This window comes from Nostoc sp. JL34 (assembly GCF_017114945.1).
Taxonomy (GTDB): domain Bacteria; phylum Cyanobacteriota; class Cyanobacteriia; order Cyanobacteriales; family Nostocaceae; genus Nostoc.
The window spans coordinates 13,380-35,438 of sequence record NZ_JABXKQ010000013.1; the positions used below are offsets into that span (position 1 = coordinate 13,380).

A 22,059-nucleotide genomic window follows, 5' to 3' on the forward strand; every position below is an offset into this window, starting at 1 on the left:
GTCCATGAAAAAGTTCGTTTTTTGTCCCTTGAAAACCGAATTTTTAAGCCTAAATGCTTACATCACTAGGATTATATCGAATTGTATTTAAAGATATTATGACGACCATCAGTAGTCTGTATTTACTCTCAAGAACCGACCAGCTTAATGAGTGTTATTTACTGGCTGATAAAGATAAAGAAGCTCATGATTTATTCGGAAAATGGTCAAAATTTGCGGAGCGAAATCTGAACTCTTTCCACCTCAGATTTCCATGCGACACCAAATAGCTATTATCTTACTTGGGCCAAGCTTGCAAGGCTGTCTCAACAACCCGCAGTAGTTCCGTTCGGGTGGCTCCGGTTGCCGCTAGGACTGACATTCCACAATTGACCGTCACAACAAAGCGGGCAAGAGCGGCTGGATCGGAATTAGCTGGCAAGTCCCTCTCCGAAATCGCCTGCTCGAAACGCTTACGCAGAGAGGCTTCACTTGATGCTCGGCGTGCGGACAATTCCTGCCGGATTGGATCGGCTGGATCTCCACATGAAAGCGTGCCATGAACCCAGAGACATCCCGGTGGATTGCGCGGATCGGTTCCCAAGTCAACGATCCCGTGCATCATCCGCTCGGCTACCTGACGCGCAGTCGGCTCTTTGAGAGCCTCACGGAGATAGGCTGACGGCCCATCGGTATAGCGATCAAGCACTTTGCGGAATAGAGATTCCTTGTTGCCAAAAGCGGCGTAGAGGCTAGGACGATTAATGCCCATAGCCTCCGTCAGATCCGAGAGAGATGTGCCCAGATAGCCCTTGCGCCAGAACACATACATTGCACGATCGAGCGCCTCATCGGTATCGAACTCGCGGGGCCGGCCCATCGCCGCAGTGGTTTTTTCCTGTTTCATACTCATCAGTATAATAGTTTCTTGACAGGCTTGCCCCTATGCCTTATATCTATACCATGCGATACAAAATTGTAATAACAAAAGAATACTATGAGCACCAAAAAACTTACAGGTAAGGTGGCATTGGTAACAGGCGGCTCACGCGGTTTGGGGGCGGCGATCGCTAAACGTCTCGCGCAGGATGGCGCAGCTGTTGCCCTCACCTACACTAGCTCGCCGCAAAAAGCCGATGAAGTGGTGCTTGCGATCGAAGCAGCAGATGGACGAGCTTTGGCTATCCGCGCTGACAGTGCCAATGTTGAAGCTGTGAAGAACGCTGTCACCGAGACTGTGAAAGCCTTTGGTCGTCTAGATATCCTTGTAAACAACGCGGGGGTCGCCACTTTAGCCCCGATCGATCAATTCTCACTGGATGATTTTGACCGACTGATTGCGGTTAATGTTAAGGGCGTATTTGTGGCGACTCAGGAGGCTGTCCGCCACATGGGCGAGGGCGGACGGATCATCATGATCGGCAGCGTCAACAGCGACATTATGCCTTTTGCTGGTGGTTCCGTCTACGCTTTGACCAAGGGTGCGATCGCTAGTTTTACACGCGGTCTTGCCCGCGATCTCGGCCCTCGTGGCATCACGGTGAACAATATCCAACCCGGCCCAGTGGACACCGACATGAACCCAGCAGAGGGTTCCTTTGCCGACACCATGAGAAGCATGATCGCCCTTCAGCGCTACGGCCGGAGTGAAGAAGTCGCCGACATGGTTTCCTATCTCGCCAGTGCAGAAGCCGGTTTTGTGACCGGTGCGAGTCTGAAAATTGATGGCGGCTTCGCAGCCTGATTCGGCGACCACACAACGACAGGGTAATACTCTGATTGCAAGCTAATGAAAGCCTAGTAGGTAGTAAGCACTGAAGTGCTTAACATAAGGACTAAAGTCCTTACTACAAACTTATTTACCCAGGAAAAAATACTTGTCTTGCCAGACTAACGAATTACCCGCAGTGTTACTGGTGGTCTTTGAAGAAGACACTAGAAACTATCAGAGTGCGATTCAGACCCCTTCTTCCGGTAATATAAGTACTTATCAAGAAGTTTTAATAAAAAAAATATGTCTTCAATTCCTTTAACATTGAACTTAATTGAAGGTTCAGTCTCTTTCAGTTTTTCACCCCAAGCAGCACGAGAATTAAAGACAGCGACGGATCAACTAATGGAACGCCTAAAAGCGATCGCTGCTAAACCCACTCCTGGCGGCGGTAGAGTCACTCCCCAGCCTCCCCTGGAATATCGTTATACGGGTGAAGTATTTTTAGAAATTTTCTGTAATCCTAATATCTGGCCAACGCCCTTCGCAGCCAAAGTTTTGCTGACTGTCCGCAACGTCAACATCCGCTTGACTACTGAAGCTGAACTTACTCGCATCATTGAAGACATTAATCAGTATTTAGAGCAAGTAGGATAATAGTTCATCCGATTTTTCTATGCTTTCCGAGATTTTTTCAGAAAAAATACTATACAAATGTTGGATTTGGTGAAGGTTCAGTCGGTTGCAGGCAGAGGTTCGCTTTATTGTCACAACTGGTGTTGGTTAGCCCGACTAAGCAAACTTTTTAAGACGGATTTTGGCTTTGGACAGAAAGCAGATTATCGCTTACTTGAGGGAAGCGATGCAATAAATTGCTAGTCAAAAGTGAAGTTCCTACATTTCTATCGGATCGATGTAGGAACCTCACAGAATTTACATACTAAACTCAAGCGGTGACATCAGACATATAGAAAAAATGGTGATGATGCCTTCTTTAACTTGAAAAGTTGTATAAATTCAGACTCTAATGCTTCTGTGTTAATGAAAAACGCAAGATTCTCTATGGGGCAATGCTCATCAAAAACCAGAGATTATCCCCCAGATTGGGCGTCGAATCGTTGATGGTGACATCCACACATCGAAAATAAGCTCCCAATCCAAATCCGAAATCAAACAATTGATTTAGTCGTTGTCCCACTGTTCACGACCAATTAGGTCGCCAATGCGATCGCGTAACAAAAAGTCACATTTCTCTAATTCACATTCAACGCAAACCCACTCTCTCGCTGGAATGTATTGGCAGAGGGTATATATTGGCTGTTGTCGGCTAATCATTCCCTTTTGCACCAGTCGGCGTGCTTCGTCTTGAATCACGTCTAGAGAGTAGTAATTGATAGAAGGCACCGTATTCACACTCATGGTTTTTACTCACAAATTAACACTTACGATAGTGTTCCCGTTAATAATTAGGAACAAACATTACAGAAATTAGACTTGTGGCTAGGATTTTGTAGTTTGCTATACGGAACTATTTTTATTTTGACGCTACATATCCGGAAATTATCTCAAGAAATGTTAAGAAAGTCAACGAATCCTGACATTTCTCGAAAATCCGCTTTACAAAAAAAATTCCAAGTAGTTAACTTAACCTGCTTATCTAGCTGTATGACTTTGATGCCACAAGCCTGAAACTCTTGCCATTACTGTCTTTAGGCAAGATTTAGTGGGCGGGAAGAATTTATATCGCAATCGCTTACATATCAAATAATCACCTTAAAACTTGATCTAGAACTACTGGTATTTATCTAAGGGTAAACAACACAAGAATATTTGTCAGAACCCACAGTATAAACTGTTACAAAATATAACAGCGAGAATATACTACGAAAGCTTTTACCCTAGCATCTATTAACATTTTTTTAAGCAAATCCGCAATTACTTAGGTTAATTTCAGCACTCATATTAAACAGTTTTCCTTAGATAAACATCTGTAAGAAGGTGGAGTCAAAGAATTCCAAATAAAAAAATACCCAATTGCTGTGGAAGCAGAGGCAAAGGGAGAATACTAGATTAAAGATGAAAGCTAAGACAAACAGAAAGCGTATATATGCAACTACTGAATCCCTAAATTAGGTTATGGTCACATTAAAACAGACGCGATCTCGTCACGTCTGTAAACTGTTTGGCGGATTTGCTGAGATTAATTGTTCTGAATTTACATTGTTGTTTTAGTTACTTATTCGGAGAATTCTTCATCATTTTGATTGGTACTGTCTTCTACTGCTACCAGATTTTCTGGGGGACGCTCATGGTTAAGTTGATTTAGCAGTGCCAGTACCTTATTACCGCGTTCTATGGAGCGATCTTCGAGGAATATTACCTCTGGTGTCCGACGTAGCCTTACCCGCGCCCCAAGTTCGCTGCGGACGTAACCTGTGGCCGACTTCAAGCCTGCCATTGTTTCTACCTTAGCTTCATCTGTACCATAGATGCTGACGTAGATTTTGGCGTGTTGGAGATCGCCAGAAACATCAACATCAGTAACACTGACCATTCCAGTACCCACACGGTCATCCTTAATGCCGTTGAGCAGCATTTGGCTAACTTCCCGTTTGATCAGTTCAGCAACGCGGGAAACCCGACGATTTGTAGCCATAAAAATTTCGCCTCATCACAGAGGTTGTACGACAAAAAAATATAGATGTAAGTTGGGTAGACAGTACTTAGCGGGAGCAACGCCAAGAGCAACCGTCTGTGGGGCATAGCCCGGATATAGCGCTAGTCTAGATTGTACTCAAGCCCAGCATTGCCCGTAGAGTGAAAGTAAGGAAGACTAGGCTGCTCACAAATAAACCCAAGATAGCGATCAAGGTGATAGGGCGTTTCAACAGTGGCACGAATGGCGCGAAGGTGTTTAGAAACAAGCCTAAGACGATCGTAATTAAGTACCGGGGGTAGCGAAAGACGTTATCCCAAAATCCGTCAAACATCTGAATGTAAACTGCCTTGTTATATACTTACGTTTGTTTTGATATGCTTTATCTACTCAATTGTAATATATGTGGCTCGAAATTTAGCCAGTTAATATAAAATTTGGCTCATCGGTTATATTGGCTTTATTTAGTTGTGATTATTTTTAGTTAAATCGTAAGTAAATGGTAATTCAAATCCCCAAGGAAACTAGCCCGCGTCCATTTTTGAAGTGGGCAGGGGGTAAAAGTAGGTTGATACAGCAATATATTCCTTATTTTCCCAAGAGTTATAAAAATTACTATGAACCATTTTTAGGTGGTGGTGCTGTTTTTTTCTATCTCCAACCAAGTGCAGCCATTTTAACTGATATTAATGCCGAATTAATTAACACTTATTGTTGTGTTAGAGATCATGTTGAGGAATTAATTTCTCTATTGAAAGAGCATAAAAACCGCCATGATAAAGATTATTACTATAGTGTCAGAGACAACCATGATGGTACTGAGATAGAAAAAGCTGCTCGTCTAATTTATCTTAATAAGACTTGTTTTAATGGTCTTTATCGAGTCAATTCACAGGGTAAATTCAATGTGCCATTAGGCAGATATGAAAATCCCAATATTTGTCATGAAAATTTACTGCGAGTAGCATCAGAAGCACTTTCTCATGCAAAAATTAAACAAGCAGATTTTACAGAAGTCCTCAATCATGCGACTAGCAGTGATGACTTTGTATTTTTTGATCCGCCCTACCATCCGATCAGCGGAACTAGCTATTTCACTGCTTATAGTCAAAATTGTTTTAGTAAAAAAGACCAAGAGCTTTTAAGAGATACTTGTGCAGAATTAGCAAGTCGTGGTGTCAAAGTTATGGTATGTAATTCTGATAGTGAATTTATTAAACATATTTATTCTGATATCAATTTTGAAACATCTAAAATTAAAGCGGCGCGTTCAATTAACTCAAACATAAAAAATAGGGGACTGATTGACGAACTATTAATTACATCTTTTAAAGATTTTTATTTGCCCAAGCAATGAATCTGTCTAAACTATAAACTGCTAATAAATTATGGTTATCATTAACTCTTGCTCTTAGCCATTTACTTGCACCTTCTCGCATCCCTTCACCGCCTAAAATAACGATAGTTGGTGCAGGATAATAGTGCTGAATGTTCATGTTTAAGTAAGGAAATTTTTCATCGACCGAACCAGGGCTTTCTTGCCATTTACACTCGAAAATTAAACCAGATGGCATTGTAGGTGAGCCGACAACATAAAAATCAACCTTCAGATCGGTATGATAAATTCCAGTTCCAATATAAACTTCTTTTCCATAACGTTTTGGTAATAAAGCAGCATTTAGTATAAATTGTTTTTGGACATAGTTCCCTACCTGGAAATAATTATGCCCATTCAAGATTGCTTCTACATTTCCTTCTAAAATATTCCCAGACTTATTTGCCCGTCCGCCTTGAGTCAGAGCCATCTTAAATCCCTCTGCCAAAAGTCCTGCTGATCATAGGATTTCACAAAAGCAGTAACAAATGGTAAGTTGCTTAATATGAATTTTTGATTTTGACTAAACAAGGTTGGATTAATAGGTAAAAAATCCGAACTTTTTGGTACTTTTGTACTAAATAAATACAAATGTATTAATAATTTGGATAAGAAACGAGTTACTAATTCAGGAAAGTATGAAAGAAATGGAATTTTCCTTTTCTCTTTGCTCCTTAACCTTTTTCTTAACCTCTTTAATAACCGGAATTTAGCTTAGATAAATTTTAGTGATTTCGCCTTCAATTCAACCTGTCTGGGCTTCAGTATGACCGTTGCGGATAGCCCATGCTATTTCTAAAAGTTGAGTCCAGCGCTTTTGCAGCTGTTTGGGGGTGCATTTGATGGCTTTGGCGATCGCTTGGTCGTTTTGTCGGGCAGTTTTTAACTGTAATATTTGCTGTTGCTGTTCTGTGAGTTGATTCACAAAGATTTCCCACTGCTGGGAAGATAAACCCAACTTTTGCTCTAAACCCGCACCTAACCATTGATGTACTAATTGCCAGTGGTGTTGTTTGGCAAACTTTTCGACGTGGTATTTAAAGCGTTGTTGAAGATAATCGCGCTGACGGCTGGTTAAACCGAGAATTTGGTCAATTTCTGGGGCTGAAAGGTCTTGAAGTTTCAAGCTGAGGTAGTTCATACAATCAGATTGACCTTGAGACTCCAGATATTTCATCAATTCAGTGATGACGCGATCGCGTTCTGACTCTTCTGATGGATCGAAATTAGTTTGGGCGATCATTTGCGATCGCAGTTGTTGCACCGCCGAGTTACGCTGGTAAGATTCTGCTTCTTCACCCTTAGCAGACTCTACCGCCATTTCAATATCCACCGTAGTTTCTTGCGGCTGACGACGAGCAAAACCTTGGGCCCGCAAAATAATCAATTGCTGATTTGCACCACCAGGTAAATTGATGCGGCGTTTGGCATACTGCTCTGTAAAGGCCATGTATTCAGCTAATTGCAGCTGAGTACGCGGTGTATGATCGTCAGGTAGTTCGTTTTCTCTGCGGAAAGCTTTGATAGCTTCGATATAAAATGCTTGTAAAAAATCTTCAATCAGGCTGTAACGAGCCTCAAAACCCAACTCAGAGCCAGATATAGTTACATGGCGGTAAACCATAGCACCCAAATTGCTATGTAATTCCACCCGTCCTTGTTTGGAACCCAGTTGGTAGTAACGTAAGCACTTTTGCATCCGATGCCTTCCCAACGTAATCTGCCAGGATTTGATTTCTCCAGATGTTTGGATACGGGAGCTTTTGTCGCAAATGCGTTCTACTTCTACGGCTATGCGCTTTGCTAAAGCTTCTACGCATTTGGGTGTTGCTTTCACTTGCGCTTGCATTTCCTCAGACAGCAATTGAATCAAGGTATCAGTGCTGCTATCTGAAAATTCTTCAGTCGAAACGTGGTTCTTAAAAATGGGTGTAGAGTTTGGTAGATTAACGACGTTAGCTTTCATGACTTTTCCAGGTAGTAGTATTGCACCGTAATTACAACGCAGACACAGCAATCAAGACCGTCCAAGGCTTGTGAATCTTTGGGCATTCATCCATCAAGACTTGCCGCATGTAATGCTCACATTTAAAGCTCATATATAAAACTGTAGGAAATACGAAAGAGTTACAGCTATGGCAATGTGTCGGTTTTTTCACAAGCCATCATAATTGACGCTGGCACACGAGTACCCGCCATTTTCTCAAAGTTGTCAAATACCTTGCTGTGCCAACTGTTGCCACCATCCTGTTATATCCACTGCCTCACCGAACAGCTCATCGTAGATATCGCCTTTAAATATGACAATTTCAAAACTGGAGTCGTTTTTATCACAATTTCCGAAACGGAGAGGTGCGCCTGTGAAGTTGAATTTTTATACCCATGCTGCTGCTGCTTCCCAACCTAAACCCCTCCGTATAATTACTGCTTCGTCTCCCGTCATATCCAAGATGGTAGACACTTCAGATGTAGGTTCCTCGCCAGTATCTACAATTATGTCTACCAACTTGTCCAAACGGTCAAATAACTCTACCCGCGACTGAACAATTTCTGGATCTATCCGAACCATGCCATTATCTGCTTCATCTGGTGGCAGATGTGCCGAAGTTGAAATAATCGGATTGCCCAACGCTGCCAGTAACTCCAAACACACAGTATGGTTTGGTACTCTAATTCCAGTAGTTTTCCGCTTGGGGCTTTGCACCAATCGCGGTACTAACTTAGTAGCTGGGAGCAAAAACGTGTATGAACCCGGAATTAGACGTTTCATAATCCGATAGGCTGTGTCACTTACGAAGGCATAAGTTGCCACATTTGAAAGCGAGGGACATAAAAATGTCAGTGGTTTATCATTTGCTAGCTTTTTAATTTGCCGCACTCGTTCTACCGCCGACTTGGCATTCAAATCACAACCGATCGCATAGACTGTATCAGTAGGGTAAAGCATAACTGCGCCACTAGAAAGCGCCGACTTTATTTCCTCTATTCGGCGAATTTGAGGATTATCCGGATGAACTGAGAAAATTTTTGCCATAACTCGGTGAGTGGGGATTGGGTAGAGAGTTACTAACTCTTAACAAATGACGAATGACAAATGACAAATGACTAATAACTAATTTATTATGAATAAAATCGCTTATCTTCAATGTCCGACAGGAATTTCTGGTGATATGTGCCTGGGTGCTTTGGTAAGTTTGGGTGTTCCTGTGGAGTATTTAATTGAAAAACTCAATGGGTTGGGTATTGAACAGGAATATCAGTTAAGGGCAGAACTTGTCCAACGGAATGGTCAGCAGGCAACTAAAGTCCATGTGGATTTAGTACATGATCATCACCACGACCACGATCACGAAGACAATCACCATCACACACGCCACTTGCCGGAAATAGAGCAGATGATTCTCAAAGCGGGGTTGCCATCACAGGCAGAAGCTTGGAGTTTAGCGGTATTCCGACAGCTAGCAGTCGCAGAAGGAGCGGTGCATGGGATTTCCCCTGAAAAAGTTCATTTTCATGAAGTGGGTGCTATAGATGCGATCGTAGATATTGTGGGTAGTTGCCTGGGGTTAGATTGGTTGGGGATTGAGAGTAATGACGAAGGATGGCCCTTACTTTACTGCTCGGCGTTCCCAACTGGTGGCGGCACTGTTCGGGCTGCACATGGTCAGATGGCAGTACCAGTCCCAGCGGTATTAAAGCTGTGGGAAATGCGGGGTTGTCCAGTTTATAGCAATGGCATTGACAGAGAACTTGTGACACCAACAGGAGCTGCGATCGCCACTACTTTGGTAAGAGATTTTGGTTCACCACCTGTGATCGCTATCAAGCAGGTAGGACTGGGAGCCGGAACCATAAATTTACCCATTCCCAATATTTTACGCCTCTGGCTGGGTGAAAGCGCAAGTTTACAGGCTAATTTCAGTGATTCTGAAGATACTAGCTCAAATTTAGAAACGATATCGGTACTAGAAACTCAAATTGATGATTTAAATCCGCAAGCGATCGGCTATGTGTTTGAGGCATTGTTTGCGGCTGGTGCTGTGGATGTTTTTACCCAAGCGATCGGCATGAAAAAGTCGCGTCCAGGGATTTTGTTGACTGTGATTTGTCATCCAGAAAATTTGCTCAGTTGTGAAGCCGTTATATTCCGCGAAACTACAACTTTGGGCATTCGGCGAACAACTCAGCAACGCGCCATTTTACAACGGGAAATTCAACAAGTGGAAATTGAATATGGCAAAGTGCGTGTCAAAGTTGCATGGAAAGGACAATCACCAGAAAAAGTTATTGCTAATGTGCAGCCAGAATATGAAGATTGTGCAGAGTTAGCCCGAAAACATAATATTCCCTGGCGCGAAATTCAACGGCTGGTGCTACAGCGTTGGTATTTAGAAAATCGCTGATACAAATTCTTTTGTTGGTGACAACTTAAGAAAAAGGTAATGTTTTGAAGTGCATTTCCTTGTTATACCTGGAAACGAGAATTTACGGGATTTTAAAAAGGTCTGCCGATAAATAAAGACGGGTTGCAGCCCGTCTAAATAGCTTGAAAGTGCAAATACACCTTGTATAAGATTCAAAATAACACAGTTAGTTTTTTCAGAGTTGCCAATTTGCCAAGTTATAAAAAGAAGAGATATTAGCTTCGTTTCCCAAGTTCTGGTATTTCCGGCGAAATTCTTTACAAAGAAAAGCTGGAGGCAGAAGGAAGGAAGGATTAACAGAAATTTTAGTTGTGGGTATAGAGGCGGATAAGTATAGCGGTGTGCAGTTCAGTGAGATACAAAAACTTTGCTGAAATGATTTGACAACAAGGACTTTGGTGTTCTCATACAATCGACAACCGCTATATATAAAAAAATTGTATCGAAATGCGCTATACAAAGAAGCCAGTGCGGTATTCTCCCTCACTGCTAGCCTTTACCTTTGGGAGAAGGGCACATGCTGCTCACAGCGGAGCGTTAGCCGAGTCCACCTATTGCTCCTTACGCAAAAGCAAGCTACGTGCAGCGTCTTTTAGAGCGCATCTAGGATGCATCCCAAGTAGAGCAAGAACTGTTTTCCTCTTGAACCAGAGATGTTTGAGGATTTCTGAAAACTGCGATTCAACTCTTCACACTTATTGAGCAATTTTGAGCTATTACTCTGGTCTGAAAACAGGAATAATCGCCCTAACAAATATTGCTTTGTCTAAATAAGTCATAGTAGAGGTTACAGCTAGTGGATATAGAAGCTCCTCTAATGTGTGATCACGACTGGTTTAGTTTGACATGAACTCAACTAGCAACGAAAATCAAGGTTTATAAGCATCAAATATGAATGTTTTACTTCTATACCCCCGTTTTCCAAAAAGTTTTTGGTCTTTTGAAAAAACACTGGCTTTATTAGACCGTAAAGCAATGCTACCGCCTTTAGGCTTGGTGACTGTAGCGGCGATTTTACCGCAAGAATGGAATTTCAAGCTAGTAGATCGAAATGTTCGCGTCTGTACAGAAGCCGAATGGGCTTGGGCCGATTTAGTTATAATGTCGGCGATGATTGTGCAAAAAGAGGATTTGCTCTCTCAGATATTGGAAGCAAAGCAGAGAGGTAAGAAAGTTGCTGTGGGTGGGCCTTTTCCGACAGCGCTACCGAATGAAATGACATCCGCTGGGGCAGATTATTTGATATTAGACGAAGGGGAAATTACCCTACCCTTATTTGTAGCAGCGATCGCCCGCGGCGATCGCACAGGTATCTTTCGCTCTGGCGGTGAAAAACCAGATGTCACCAACACTCCAACTCCTCGCTTTGATTTGCTAGAGTTTGAAGCTTATGCAGAGATGTCGGTGCAATTTTCCCGTGGATGCCCCTTTCAATGTGAATTTTGCGACATTATTGTGCTATATGGTCGCAAACCCCGCACCAAAAACCCAGAGCAACTCTTAGCAGAACTTGATTGTCTCTACAAACTGGGTTGGCGGCGCAGTATTTTTATGGTGGATGACAACTTCATCGGCAATAAGCGGAACGTCAAATTATTTCTGAAGTCCCTTCTACCCTGGATGGTGGAACATAACTATCCCTTTTCCTTTGCCACAGAGGCTTCAGTTGATTTAGCCCAAGATCAAGAACTGATGGATTTGATGGTAGTGTGTAATTTCGGAGCCGTTTTTCTGGGAATTGAAACCCCCGACGAAGAAAGTCTTACTTTCACGCAGAAATATCAGAATACCAGAGACTCACTCAGCGAGGCGGTGAATAAAATTACCCGCTCCGGGCTGCGAGTCATGGCAGGGTTTATCATTGGGTTTGATGGCGAGAAAGTAGGAGCCGGCGCCCGAATTGTCAAGTTTGTCGAGCAAACAGCAATTCCCACAGCCTTATTTAGTATGTTGCAAGCCCTGCCAGATACAGCTCTTTGGCATAGATTAGAAAAGGAAGGACGACTCCGCAATAAATCAGCCAACATCAACCAAACCACGTTGATGAACTTTGTCCCAACTCGACCTTTAGAAGACATCGCTCGTGAATATGTGCAGGCTTTCTGTGATTTGTATGAGCCAGAGCGGTTTTTGGAGCGTACATACAAACACTTCCGGCTTTTGGGCGAAGCAACCTACCCGAAAAAGGGCAAAGCTGCCAAGAAACCATTGAACTGGAAAGTACTCCGAGCATTTTTGATTATTTGCTGGCGTCAAGGTGTACGTCGTCAGACGCGCTGGCAATTCTGGCGCAATTTATGGAACATGTATCAGCATAATCCGGGTGGGGTGAGTAGCTACTTAGCTGTTTGTGCCCAAATTGAGCATTTCTTGGAATATCGCCAAATTGTTCGGGATGAAATTGAGGCGCAAGTGGCTGAATTTCTGGAAGCAGAAGCTAGGGTAAAACCGGAAGCAGAAGTGATGGAAGTATTAACTCATAGTAGTTAGAGCAAAGGTTTAAGACCTCCACTGAATGCCTCTTTCAACAACAGATGCGATCGCTTTCCCAATCATACCAGGAGATAATCATTATCTCTTGGTGTAGATTGAACGATCAAACTACAACACCTCTCGTTATCATATCCAGAGGAATGAGACTGAGGTTAAAGCATCATGTACATCTCAAATGCTTTTCGAGAAGATGACATTGAGAAACTTGTCGCCTTCATGCGTGCAAACAGTTTTGCCACGTTGGTGTCTATTCTTAATGATGTTCCTGTTGCCTCACATATTCCGCTGGTTGTCACAGTGCAAAATAATGTGGTTAAGCTATCGGGTCATCTTGCCAAACCAAATCCTCAATGGCAGGTGTTTGGGGGAGGCGAGGCACTTGCTGTCTTCACGGGGCCCCATGCTTATATCTCGCCATCTTTGTATGAGAAGCAAGAGAGTGTACCGACGTGGAACTACATCGCTGTACACGCCTATGGTATACCTCAAGTTATTACCCTTGGTGATTCGCCGGAATTGATGGATAAGATGATTGAGCAGATGATTGACACATATAGCTCTGAGTATAAATCTCAATGGCATAGCTTATCCGATAACTTTCGCGAGGGAATGATGAACGGCATTATCGGTTTTGAGATGACCATCACGCGACTGGAAGGGAAATACAAACTTAGCCAAAATCGCAGTCATTTTGACCAGAGTAATGTTGCACACACGTTGCTACAAAGTACAGAGCCAACTGTTCATGCCATCGGTGCTGCTATGAAAGAAAATCTTGAAACCAGCGAACAATTGCCAGATTAAAAATCCGTAGTTTCTAGCCTTGGGGATAGGTCAAGCGAACCTAGAGTCTCGTCTAACAAGCTTTGGGCATCATACATAACTATATACTCCGCAAACGAATAGTTTGCAATACTTAATATTCGATAGACTAATAATTAGTATTTCATGATATTGTGATTGCCAACACATCTTTTTTTGTATCGATCGTGTAGGCTCATATCTGCTGGGTAAAATTACTAGATAAATTTATGGTAATTCGAGCGCCAAGCAGCAGCATCCTTAATTCTGCTGTGCTATTAAACTTGCTTACAATTCGGTTATTTGATTTTTGAGCAATTATTAGGTAACTGAACGGTAATCTTGATTGCTAGAGAGCATTCCATGATTACATTCAGTGTGTAGCAACAGGTGAATGCCTGAGTGGCTGACAGGAATACCTCAAAGTTTTATGGGGAAAAGATTTTGTCGATATGCTATCCGAGTATTTTTTGGACTTATATCAGCGGTTGAAACCCTAATGCTGTCGTCTTTTCATCAGTCATTTGCCACGTAGGCATCTGGATTTGACCAATATGTGTCAGGCATTTGAGCAATTAGGAATTAGCCAACCTATCGTAGCAGCAGTCAAATAATAACTGACGTAGCTATATACAAATCAGCGATACCAACCTTAGAGCTAATGCTAAGGCCAATTTTAAGAAAAGAAAAAAGCATGAGTACAACACGCAAAATTCGTTTAGGTGCATTCATTCAAGCTACCGGACACCATGTCTCTGCTTGGCGACACCCCGATTCACAAGCAGATGCTGGACTGAATTTCGAGCATTATAAAGAAATAACCCAGACTGCCGAACGCGGCTTATTCGATGCAGTTTTCTTAGCAGACAGTCCAGGAGTCTGGGGCGGCGCTCCAGAAACTCAGCATCGCAATGGTAAAATTGCCCATTTTGAGCCTGTCACCCTCTTCTCGGCCTTATCCTCTGTAACCCAAAACATCGGCTTCATTTCCACCGCCTCGACCACTTATGAAGAACCCTATACCCTGGCACGTAAGTTTGCCTCGTTGGACTATTTGAGTAAGGGCCGGGCGGGGTGGAATGTAGTTACTACAGGCAATGAGAATGCTGCACGTAACTTCGGACTTGAGCATCACCCAGAACACAGCCAGCGTTATGAACGCGCTGAAGAGTTTGTGGAAGTGGTGAAAGGTCTATGGGATAGTTGGGAAGACGATGCTTTCATCCGTGACAAAGAGTCTGGTGTCTATTTCGACCCTGATAAACTGCATACATTGAACCATAAGGGCAAATATTTTTCTGTAAAAGGCCCTTTAAACGTTGGTCGTCCGCCCCAAGGTTATCCGGTGATTGTTCAGGCTGGAGCCTCCGAATCGGGACGGGACTTAGCTGCACGCACTGCCGAGGCTATTTTCACCGCCAATCAAACCCTAGCCGATGCCCAGGAATTTTATGCTGATATCAAAGGCAGGCTAGCACAATATGGGCGATCGCCAGAGGATCTCAAAATTATGCCTGGTGCTTTCCCAATCATTGGCCGTACCGAATCAGAAGCTCAAGAGAAGTACGAATTTCTGCAATCGTTAATCCATCCCGATGTCGCTTGGGGGATTTTAAAGAACTATTACAAGGGTGTGGATTTGTCGAAATATTCTTTAGATGATGTAGCTCCCGAACTACCCAGCGACACCAACACTAACAAAAGTCGTCTCAAACTAGTCAAAGATTTAGCTACTCGTGGCAGTCTTACGCTGCGTCAGTTGTATCTCTCTCTTGCTACTGCACGAGGTCATCGCACCATACTTGGTACTCCCGAAACCATTGCCGACCAGCTAGAAGAATGGTTCAACAACGGTGCAGCCGATGGCTTTAATATCATGCCGCCAATCCTTCCCACAGGATTGGATGAATTCGTTAACCTAGTCGTTCCCGTTCTACAGAAACGGGGACTGTTCCGTACTGAATACGAAGGCAGTACTTTGCGCGAAAATCTGGGATTGCGTCGTCCGGCCAATCGTTTTGCTGCTAAACAACTAGATGAAAGATTGGTGTTGGTGTAAATGACTTTTCATATCTGCACTGTGTTTATAGTGCTGTAGCATAAATGAATTTTTCACGGATGCTTAAGCCATACCTTTTAAACTGTACCTTCTGTAGATCGCCGCCTTACAGAAAATCGTAGGGAGACGCGATTGTGGAGAGACGCGATAAATCGCCGTCTCTACAAGAAATGTATTTGTCAATAGCAGCATTGGATGCTGAAAAACTCTGTAATTTTTGTGCCGTAGGCAAGGAAAAAAATATGACTGAATATAGCCGATTGAAGACCTCACGCTCTGCTGCAATCAGAGCAACCCTTGATTATCCGGTAATTGACACCGACGTTCACACTAATGATTTCACGCCAGCTTTTGAGGATTACATCGCTAAATACGGCGGTGTGAAACTTGTAGATGAGTTACGCAAGACTGAAGCCTCGCGCCTCAACTCCAAGAGCAACGGTAAAGACTGGTATCAACAAACTCCTGAAGAACGTCAATACAATCGGACAATCCGATCGCCTTGGTGGGCTAGAGTTACCAAAAACACATTGGATCTCGCAACTTACACTCTCCCCGGACTGCTCTATGAGCGTCAGGCGGAGCAAGGATCGGATTATTCGGTGCTGTTTCCCAACAATGTTTTAGCACCGGCTGGAGCGAGTCCAGAGAATCGTCAGGCGCTGCAACGCGCAGTCAATCACTATCATGCTGATATTTACCGGAAATATAGCGATCGCCTGACACCGGTTGCTGGCATCCCATTAACTACTCCCCAAGAAGGCATTGAGGAGCTAGAGTTTGCTGTGAAAACACTGGGCTTAAAGGTAATTAATATCACTGGTGGTGTGAAACGACCAATCAAAGCGATCGCTGATAAATATCCAGCCGATAAATTCCCCGAAATCGCCAAGTATGCTTCTTATATCGACTTCTACGGATTAGATAGTGAATACGACTACGATCCTTTCTGGGCAAAGGTCGTGGAACTTGGCGTACCCGTTACTACCCATTACGGCAGTCAAGGCTGGACTGGTCGCTCCTCCATCAGTAACTACATGAACAACCATATCGGTCACTTCGCCGATGGTTCGGAAGCATTTGCGAAGGCGCTGTTCTTCGGCGGTGTTACCAAGCGTTTTCCCCAGTTGCGTGTAGCGATGCTGGAAGGTGGTGCAGATTGGGGTGCGCGTGTCTACATTCATTTGGTAGATCGTTTCTCCAAGCGCAATATCAAGGCACTGGAAAACTACAATCCAGCATTGACGAATGCCGATGAGTTGTTTGAGATATTTGAGCGCTACGGTGCAGAAGTTACTCAAGGACATTTCCTCGATAAGGACGAATTGACCAAGACTGTACTGGGAGCTTCATTTAGCCGTCATAGCCGTGCGCCCATTGGTAGCGAATTGGATGATTTTGCAGCAGCAGGTATTGAAACAATTGAAGACATCCGCGATCGCTGGGTGAATAGTTTCTTCTTTGGTTCCGAGTCCGACGATCGCACGATCGCTACGGCATTCAACGACAAAGCCAATCCCTTGGGAGTCAAAATCAACGCCATCTATTCCTCCGATGTTGGTCACTGGGATGTGCCAGACTTAACTTCCCCCTTGGCTGAAAGCTGGGATCTCGTACAAGAAGGCGTTATTTCTGAAGCCGACTTCAAGTCTTATGTATTCGCTAATCCCTACAAGTTTTACACCCAAGCTAACCCCGATTTCTTTAAGGGTACAGCGATCGAATCCAAGGTAGGTAACACCGAATTTAAACAAGTGGACAAGAGTTTAGTGGTGGCGTAAAAGGCGAGGTGAATAAGCAAGGGAGTCAGGGAGCAGAAGGGGAAAGAGGTAAATTAATTACTCATTCTCCCCCTTGCACCCTGTACCCTGCCCCTTTGCCTCTTGTACCCAATCCCCAAATCAAATTAGGAGTCACAACAATGCCTGTTGAACAACGCTCTCACGACACCAACAATGGTTCCTTGCCTTATCTGTTCTCGCCTGTTTCTGACAATGCCAACAAACCTGCACCCTTAGTACTTTTTCTACACGGAGGACGCGATCGCGGCACAGATTTGAATGTGCTACTGAAATGGGGTTTACCTCGTTTTGTAGATTTATCTGACTCCTTACCTTATGTCTTTGCTGCACCCCAAATTCCGGCTGAACAGACTTGGGCAGATCGAGCAGATGATGTGCTTGCTTTGCTTGATGAACTGATCGTTTCCCAACCCGTCGATCCAGCACGGGTGATATTGGCTGGGTTCAGCTTAGGCTCGGCGGGTATCTGGCATATCGCTGCTTTACATCCCGATCGCTTCGCAGGTTTAGTACCTGTGTCTGGACGTGTACCAAAAACATTAGCAGAAAGCGAACTAGCTGCACTCAAAAATATTCCCGTTCAGATATTCCAAGGTGGACAGGACAAAAATCTGCCGATTGAGGATACAGAGAATTTTGTTGAGCGCTTACGCAAAGTCGGGGGAAAAGTCGATTTTACAGTGCTACCGGAAGGCGATCATTTTATTGCAGATGAGGTATACGGCGATCCGAAGTTACAACAGTGGCTAATTTCCCAGAACCGCCGTGAAATTTCTGTAGTTGCTTGAGGTGAAATGTTCAAAAACTAACTTGCAATATTCAGTGGAGTAGGCAGCGTTCTGCCTGCCTAACATAACAATATATTAATATCTTCTAGAATCATGAACATAATGCTTCTCAAGTCAAAACCGAACTTTTTCGGCAAAATTTAGTTGAATTATGTCAGATTCTCGCAAAGAAATCAGAATTTGTTTTATTGGTGAATCCTTTGTCAATGGCACAGGCGATCCAGAGTTTCTGGGTTGGACAGGTAGAGTGTGCCGCAATGCTGAGTCAAGAGGATACGCTATCACCCATTACAACTTGGGGGTGCGGGCAGAGACGAGTCGGTATCTCAAACAACGTTGGTACTCAGAAGTTTCCTATCGTCTCCCAAGAGAATCCGATGGTCGAGTAGTGTTTTCTTTTGGGGCAAACGATTCAGGATGGGCGGGTAAACAGCAAGGAATCGAACTTTCAGAGTCGATCGCAAATGCTCGCAGTATCTTAAGCCAAGCAAAGCAACTCTATCCAATCTTGATGGTTAGTCTGCCACCCTGTGGTGATAATCAAATTCTTGCCAATCTCTCAGAGGAATTCGCATTGGTTTGCGATCAACTAGATGTTCCGTATCTCGATATGTTTTCTCGTTTGGTGAAGTCACCAATTTGGCTAGCAGAAGCAAAAGCCAATGACGGCGCTCATCCAAAAGCTGATGGTTATGCAGAATTTGCTGCGATCGTCCAAAACTGGGAAGGTTGGTTAAATTGGTTCACACCTTAAAAATACCGACATCATTATCTTATTGGCTAATTATGGCTGATGTTTATATATCGCATAAGCTTTTAGTTTTGCGTTAGCGAAGCGCACGTCGCATTCTATTTAAAAATTTCCACACTTTCTCAATTAACAACATCTTTATGACTTTACCAACTACTAATCTCGGTAAAACTGGATTGACTGTTTCGCGTCTTTGTCTCGGCACTATGACCTTTGGTTTACAGACCGACGAAGAAACTTCCAGGCACATCCTCGATACCGCTGCCGATGGCGGAATCAACTTTTTAGATACAGCCGACGTTTATCCCCTTGGCGGCGGGCTTGCTACTGCGGGACGCACTGAAGAAATCGTTGGGCGCTGGCTGAAAGGCAAACGCGAACATTTTATTTTAGCTACTAAGTGCGTCGGTCGAGTTGGCCCTGCACCTTGGGATCAGGGAGCTTCCCGGAAACATATTTTGGATGCGATCGATGCTTCTCTACGGCGGCTGGGAACCGATTATATCGACCTGTATCAATTGCACTCCGACGATGCCTCAACCCCTCTCGATGAAACTCTGGAAGCTCTGGACGCGGTAGTTCGTGCTGGTAAGGTGCGTTACATCGGGGTTTCCAACTTCTTAGCTTACCGACTCGCCCGCGCCTTGGGTCGTGCCGAAACACGCAATTTAACTAAGTTCATTTCAATTCAGCCCCGCTACAACCTATTGTTTCGCGAAATTGAGCGAGAACTATTGCCCTTGGCCAAAGAAGAAGGACTGGGTGTAATTTCTTACAATCCCTTGGCGGGTGGTCTGCTAACTGGCAAACACATTCTTGCTCAAGGCCCCACATCAGGTACGCGTTTCACGCTAGGTGCTGCCGCAGAACGTTATCAAGATCGTTACTGGCACGATCGCGAGTTCAATACTGTCGAAGATTTACGCACAGTCGCGGATCTTGCGGGATTTTCCCTCACTACTCTAGCGGTGGCTTGGGTTTTATCTAATCCTATTATCACTGCTCCCATCATTGGCGCTAGCCGTCCAGAACAACTTACTGACAACTTAAAGGCAGTAGAACTAAAACTTGACGATAGTTTGAAACAAAAGTTAGACGATCTAACCGCCGAATACCGGAGGGGAGATTCTCTTCGTTAGTTTCTATTAATAAAAAATGATTTTCATAATTACGAATTACGTTAGCGCAGCACTAGCGATGTAGGAGCGTCATTACGAATTGGTATTAGACGTGTTTGCAAACCGGAACTTTCATGACGAAAAAGACCAGACAATCCAAATCCTTTCAACGTGCTCCTGATGCACCAGATTTGCCATCAACTCCATTCAGGTTCATTTGCTATTTCGTTAACCAATTCCGCTGGTGGTATGTGTTAATGGTGATCCTGGAGGTAATACACGCAACTTGTGGCATTATGTTGCCTTATGCTATTGGCGAGATCATTCGGGGCGTAACGCGATCGACGGGCGACAGCAAGCCGATTTTTGATGCCATGAAACAACCCCTGATGCTGTTCATCGGCTTGAGTGTGGGTGAAGTGGTATTTGGGCGCTCGGCTGGACTCTTGCAAACCATCCTCCATCCCATCCACCGACAGCATATTGTGCGATCGCTATATGCCTACTTACAGTACCATTCGCATCGCTACTTAAGCAGCAGTTTTTCTGGGGCATTGGCACATCGGATTAGCGAAACCTCTCTGGGTGTTACCCAGACGATGCAAATGATGATTACTGAATTTATGCCAGTAATCGTTGTGTATACTGTTGCCACGTCGATACTGTATCGCGCCTATCCTCCGCTGGCTGCACTCGTGGGGATATGGGCAGTTTTCTTCATCAGTATTTCGTTCTGGCTGGCAACTCGCTGCCGATTTTACTCCCGAAAAGCCGCAGCCGCCAGAAGTGAGACAACTGGCATCATTGTAGATACAGTCACAAATCTCACTAGTAGCCGACTATTTGCTCGCTTTGGTTTTGAACGACGTTATTTGAATGAGCAATTAAGACACGAACTCAAACACGTGAGAGAATCTAACTGGTACTCGGAGCGCATTCGCTGGTTTCAGTTCATCTCAGCAGCCATTCTGAAAATCAGCACCCTGTATTACTCACTCTCTCTCTGGAGTCAAGGAAAGATCGCTACTGCTGACTTTGTTGTAGCAACTAGCTTATCACTGTTGATCATCAGTGAAGCCCGCAATTTGAGCCGCCGCTTTCTGGAATTTTTTGAACATGTTGGGAATGTCGCCAATGGTGTCTTCACCATCGTTCAACCGCACGAGTTGGTCGATCGCGAGAAAGCGATCGCACACTCAATCACTCAAGGTAAGATTGAGTTTCGCCGCGTGAATTTCAACTACACAGATGAGAAGAAAGTTTTCAACAACCTTTCTGTCACCATCCAACCGGGACAGCGTGTCGGACTGGTGGGTTTGTCCGGCTCTGGAAAATCGACCTTTGTCAATCTGATTCTGCGTTTATTCGACCCACAATCTGGACAGATTATCATTGATGGGGTCGATATTCGAGACATGACTCAGGATGCCTTACACGCTCAGATCAGCTTAATTCCCCAAGATCCGTCTCTGTTTCATCGCACTTTGCTAGAAAATATTCGTTACGGACGTTTGGATGCAACCGATGAGGAAGTGATGGAGGCTTCGCGAAAAGCTCATGCTCACGATTTCATCATCCAAAGTCAGGACGGTTACGATTCTCTGGTAGGCGAACGTGGTGTCAAGTTGTCTGGAGGGCAGAGACAGCGCATTGTAATCGCACGGGTAATCCTCAAAGATGCGCCGATTCTGATTTTAGATGAAGCCACCTCTAGCCTCGATTCAATCACCGAAAAAGCAATCCAAGATACCCTCGACTTAGCAATGAATGGGAAAACGGTCATCGTGGTAGCTCATCGATTATCTACCATCGTCCATCTAGACCGGATTTTGGTATTCGACAAAGGTCGCATTATCGAAGATGGTTCCCATGCTAAACTGCTGGCACTCGGCGGCGCTTACTACAGGTTATGGAAAATGCAAGCAGGTGGATTTCTACCAGAAAATCTCGACGAGGTTCGCACTGGCACAGATAACGTCGAAAAGGGAATGATCGCTTGATAAGTTTTGAAGGTTTGTAGTAGGCACTTTAGTGCTTAAAAAATAAGGACTAAAGTCCTTACTACGAACTTGCTTACCTATTAATTTAAACTTGACTTGATT

At 44.0% G+C, this 22,059-nt stretch carries 19 protein-coding genes and 1 pseudogene; 12 read left to right on the forward strand and 8 right to left on the reverse strand.

Going from position 1 to position 22,059, the window contains the following annotated elements:
* Positions 1-277 precede the first annotated feature (277 nt).
* A complete protein-coding gene (locus HWQ44_RS01165) occupies positions 278-604 on the reverse strand; it encodes a hypothetical protein (protein ID WP_292713775.1) in 327 nt (108 codons plus the stop codon).
* A 96-nt stretch (positions 605-700) separates the two neighbouring features.
* A pseudogene (locus HWQ44_RS33480) lies at positions 701-892 on the reverse strand (helix-turn-helix domain-containing protein); the annotation flags it as partial.
* Between the two features lie 84 nt (positions 893-976).
* Here HWQ44_RS33480 and HWQ44_RS01170 point away from each other — a divergent pair.
* Both HWQ44_RS01170 and HWQ44_RS01175 read left to right on the forward strand, forming a co-directional pair.
* A complete protein-coding gene (locus HWQ44_RS01170) occupies positions 977-1,723 on the forward strand; it encodes a 3-oxoacyl-ACP reductase family protein (protein WP_292713777.1) in 747 nt (248 codons plus the stop codon).
* Positions 1,724-1,993: 270 nt separating this feature from the next.
* Complete coding sequence (locus HWQ44_RS01175) at positions 1,994-2,347, forward strand: hypothetical protein (RefSeq protein ID WP_094347158.1); 354 nt, start codon at positions 1,994-1,996, stop codon at positions 2,345-2,347.
* 525 nt (positions 2,348-2,872) lie between these two features.
* Here HWQ44_RS01175 and HWQ44_RS01180 read toward each other — a convergent pair.
* The 3 genes from HWQ44_RS01180 to HWQ44_RS01190 form a co-directional block, all read right to left on the reverse strand.
* Positions 2,873-3,109 (reverse strand): DUF4327 family protein, encoded by a 237-nt coding sequence (locus HWQ44_RS01180; protein ID WP_069073690.1) that lies wholly within the window; start codon positions 3,107-3,109, stop codon positions 2,873-2,875.
* A gap of 817 nt (positions 3,110-3,926) precedes the next feature.
* Positions 3,927-4,346, reverse strand: a complete 420-nt coding sequence (gene rbfA / locus HWQ44_RS01185) for a 30S ribosome-binding factor RbfA (protein WP_292713779.1) — start codon at positions 4,344-4,346, stop codon at positions 3,927-3,929.
* Between the two features lie 127 nt (positions 4,347-4,473).
* On the reverse strand, positions 4,474-4,680 hold the full coding sequence (locus HWQ44_RS01190) for a DUF751 family protein (protein ID WP_292713781.1): 207 nt from the start codon (positions 4,678-4,680) through the stop codon (positions 4,474-4,476).
* Between the two features lie 165 nt (positions 4,681-4,845).
* On the opposite strand from HWQ44_RS01190, the gene HWQ44_RS01195 reads away from it, so the two are divergent.
* Positions 4,846-5,703 carry a DNA adenine methylase gene (locus tag HWQ44_RS01195; protein ID WP_292713782.1) on the forward strand — a complete coding sequence of 286 codons (858 nt, stop codon included), beginning with the start codon at positions 4,846-4,848 and terminating at the stop codon, positions 5,701-5,703.
* On the opposite strand, the gene HWQ44_RS01200 is transcribed toward HWQ44_RS01195, so the two are convergent.
* The 3 genes from HWQ44_RS01200 to HWQ44_RS01210 form a co-directional block, all read right to left on the reverse strand.
* Positions 5,675-6,151 carry a PD-(D/E)XK nuclease superfamily protein gene (locus tag HWQ44_RS01200; RefSeq protein WP_292713783.1) on the reverse strand — a complete coding sequence of 159 codons (477 nt, stop codon included), beginning with the start codon at positions 6,149-6,151 and terminating at the stop codon, positions 5,675-5,677. The genes HWQ44_RS01195 and HWQ44_RS01200 overlap by 29 nt on opposite strands.
* 315 nt (positions 6,152-6,466) lie before the next feature.
* Positions 6,467-7,687 carry a HetZ-related protein gene (locus tag HWQ44_RS01205; RefSeq protein WP_292713785.1) on the reverse strand — a complete coding sequence of 407 codons (1,221 nt, stop codon included), beginning with the start codon at positions 7,685-7,687 and terminating at the stop codon, positions 6,467-6,469.
* Positions 7,688-8,095: 408 nt separating this feature from the next.
* Entirely contained in the window at positions 8,096-8,755 is a 660-nt protein-coding gene (locus HWQ44_RS01210; protein ID WP_292713787.1) for an L-threonylcarbamoyladenylate synthase, read from the reverse strand.
* 88 nt (positions 8,756-8,843) lie between these two features.
* Between HWQ44_RS01210 and larC the strand changes: the two genes are divergently transcribed.
* The 9 genes from larC (at position 8,844) to HWQ44_RS01255 (ending at position 21,957) form a co-directional block, all read left to right on the forward strand.
* Positions 8,844-10,124: a nickel pincer cofactor biosynthesis protein LarC gene (gene larC / locus HWQ44_RS01215; RefSeq protein WP_292713789.1), complete on the forward strand. Its 1,281-nt coding sequence runs from the start codon at positions 8,844-8,846 to the stop codon at positions 10,122-10,124.
* A 912-nt stretch (positions 10,125-11,036) separates the two neighbouring features.
* Positions 11,037-12,635 carry a B12-binding domain-containing radical SAM protein gene (locus HWQ44_RS01220; protein WP_292713791.1) on the forward strand — a complete coding sequence of 533 codons (1,599 nt, stop codon included), beginning with the start codon at positions 11,037-11,039 and terminating at the stop codon, positions 12,633-12,635.
* A gap of 165 nt (positions 12,636-12,800) precedes the next feature.
* Positions 12,801-13,442: an FMN-binding negative transcriptional regulator gene (locus HWQ44_RS01225; protein ID WP_292713793.1), complete on the forward strand. Its 642-nt coding sequence runs from the start codon at positions 12,801-12,803 to the stop codon at positions 13,440-13,442.
* A 691-nt stretch (positions 13,443-14,133) separates the two neighbouring features.
* Complete coding sequence (locus tag HWQ44_RS01230; protein WP_292713795.1) at positions 14,134-15,498, forward strand: LLM class flavin-dependent oxidoreductase; 1,365 nt, start codon at positions 14,134-14,136, stop codon at positions 15,496-15,498.
* A gap of 242 nt (positions 15,499-15,740) precedes the next feature.
* Complete coding sequence (locus HWQ44_RS01235) at positions 15,741-17,279, forward strand: amidohydrolase family protein (RefSeq protein ID WP_292713817.1); 1,539 nt, start codon at positions 15,741-15,743, stop codon at positions 17,277-17,279.
* 140 nt (positions 17,280-17,419) lie between these two features.
* Positions 17,420-18,088 (forward strand): dienelactone hydrolase family protein, encoded by a 669-nt coding sequence (locus tag HWQ44_RS01240; RefSeq protein ID WP_292713797.1) that lies wholly within the window; start codon positions 17,420-17,422, stop codon positions 18,086-18,088.
* A gap of 151 nt (positions 18,089-18,239) precedes the next feature.
* Positions 18,240-18,842 (forward strand): GDSL-type esterase/lipase family protein, encoded by a 603-nt coding sequence (locus tag HWQ44_RS01245; protein WP_292713799.1) that lies wholly within the window; start codon positions 18,240-18,242, stop codon positions 18,840-18,842.
* Between the two features lie 137 nt (positions 18,843-18,979).
* A complete protein-coding gene (locus HWQ44_RS01250; protein WP_292713801.1) occupies positions 18,980-19,978 on the forward strand; it encodes an aldo/keto reductase in 999 nt (332 codons plus the stop codon).
* Between the two features lie 113 nt (positions 19,979-20,091).
* On the forward strand, positions 20,092-21,957 hold the full coding sequence (locus tag HWQ44_RS01255; protein ID WP_292713803.1) for an ABC transporter ATP-binding protein: 1,866 nt from the start codon (positions 20,092-20,094) through the stop codon (positions 21,955-21,957).
* Positions 21,958-22,059 lie beyond the last annotated feature (102 nt).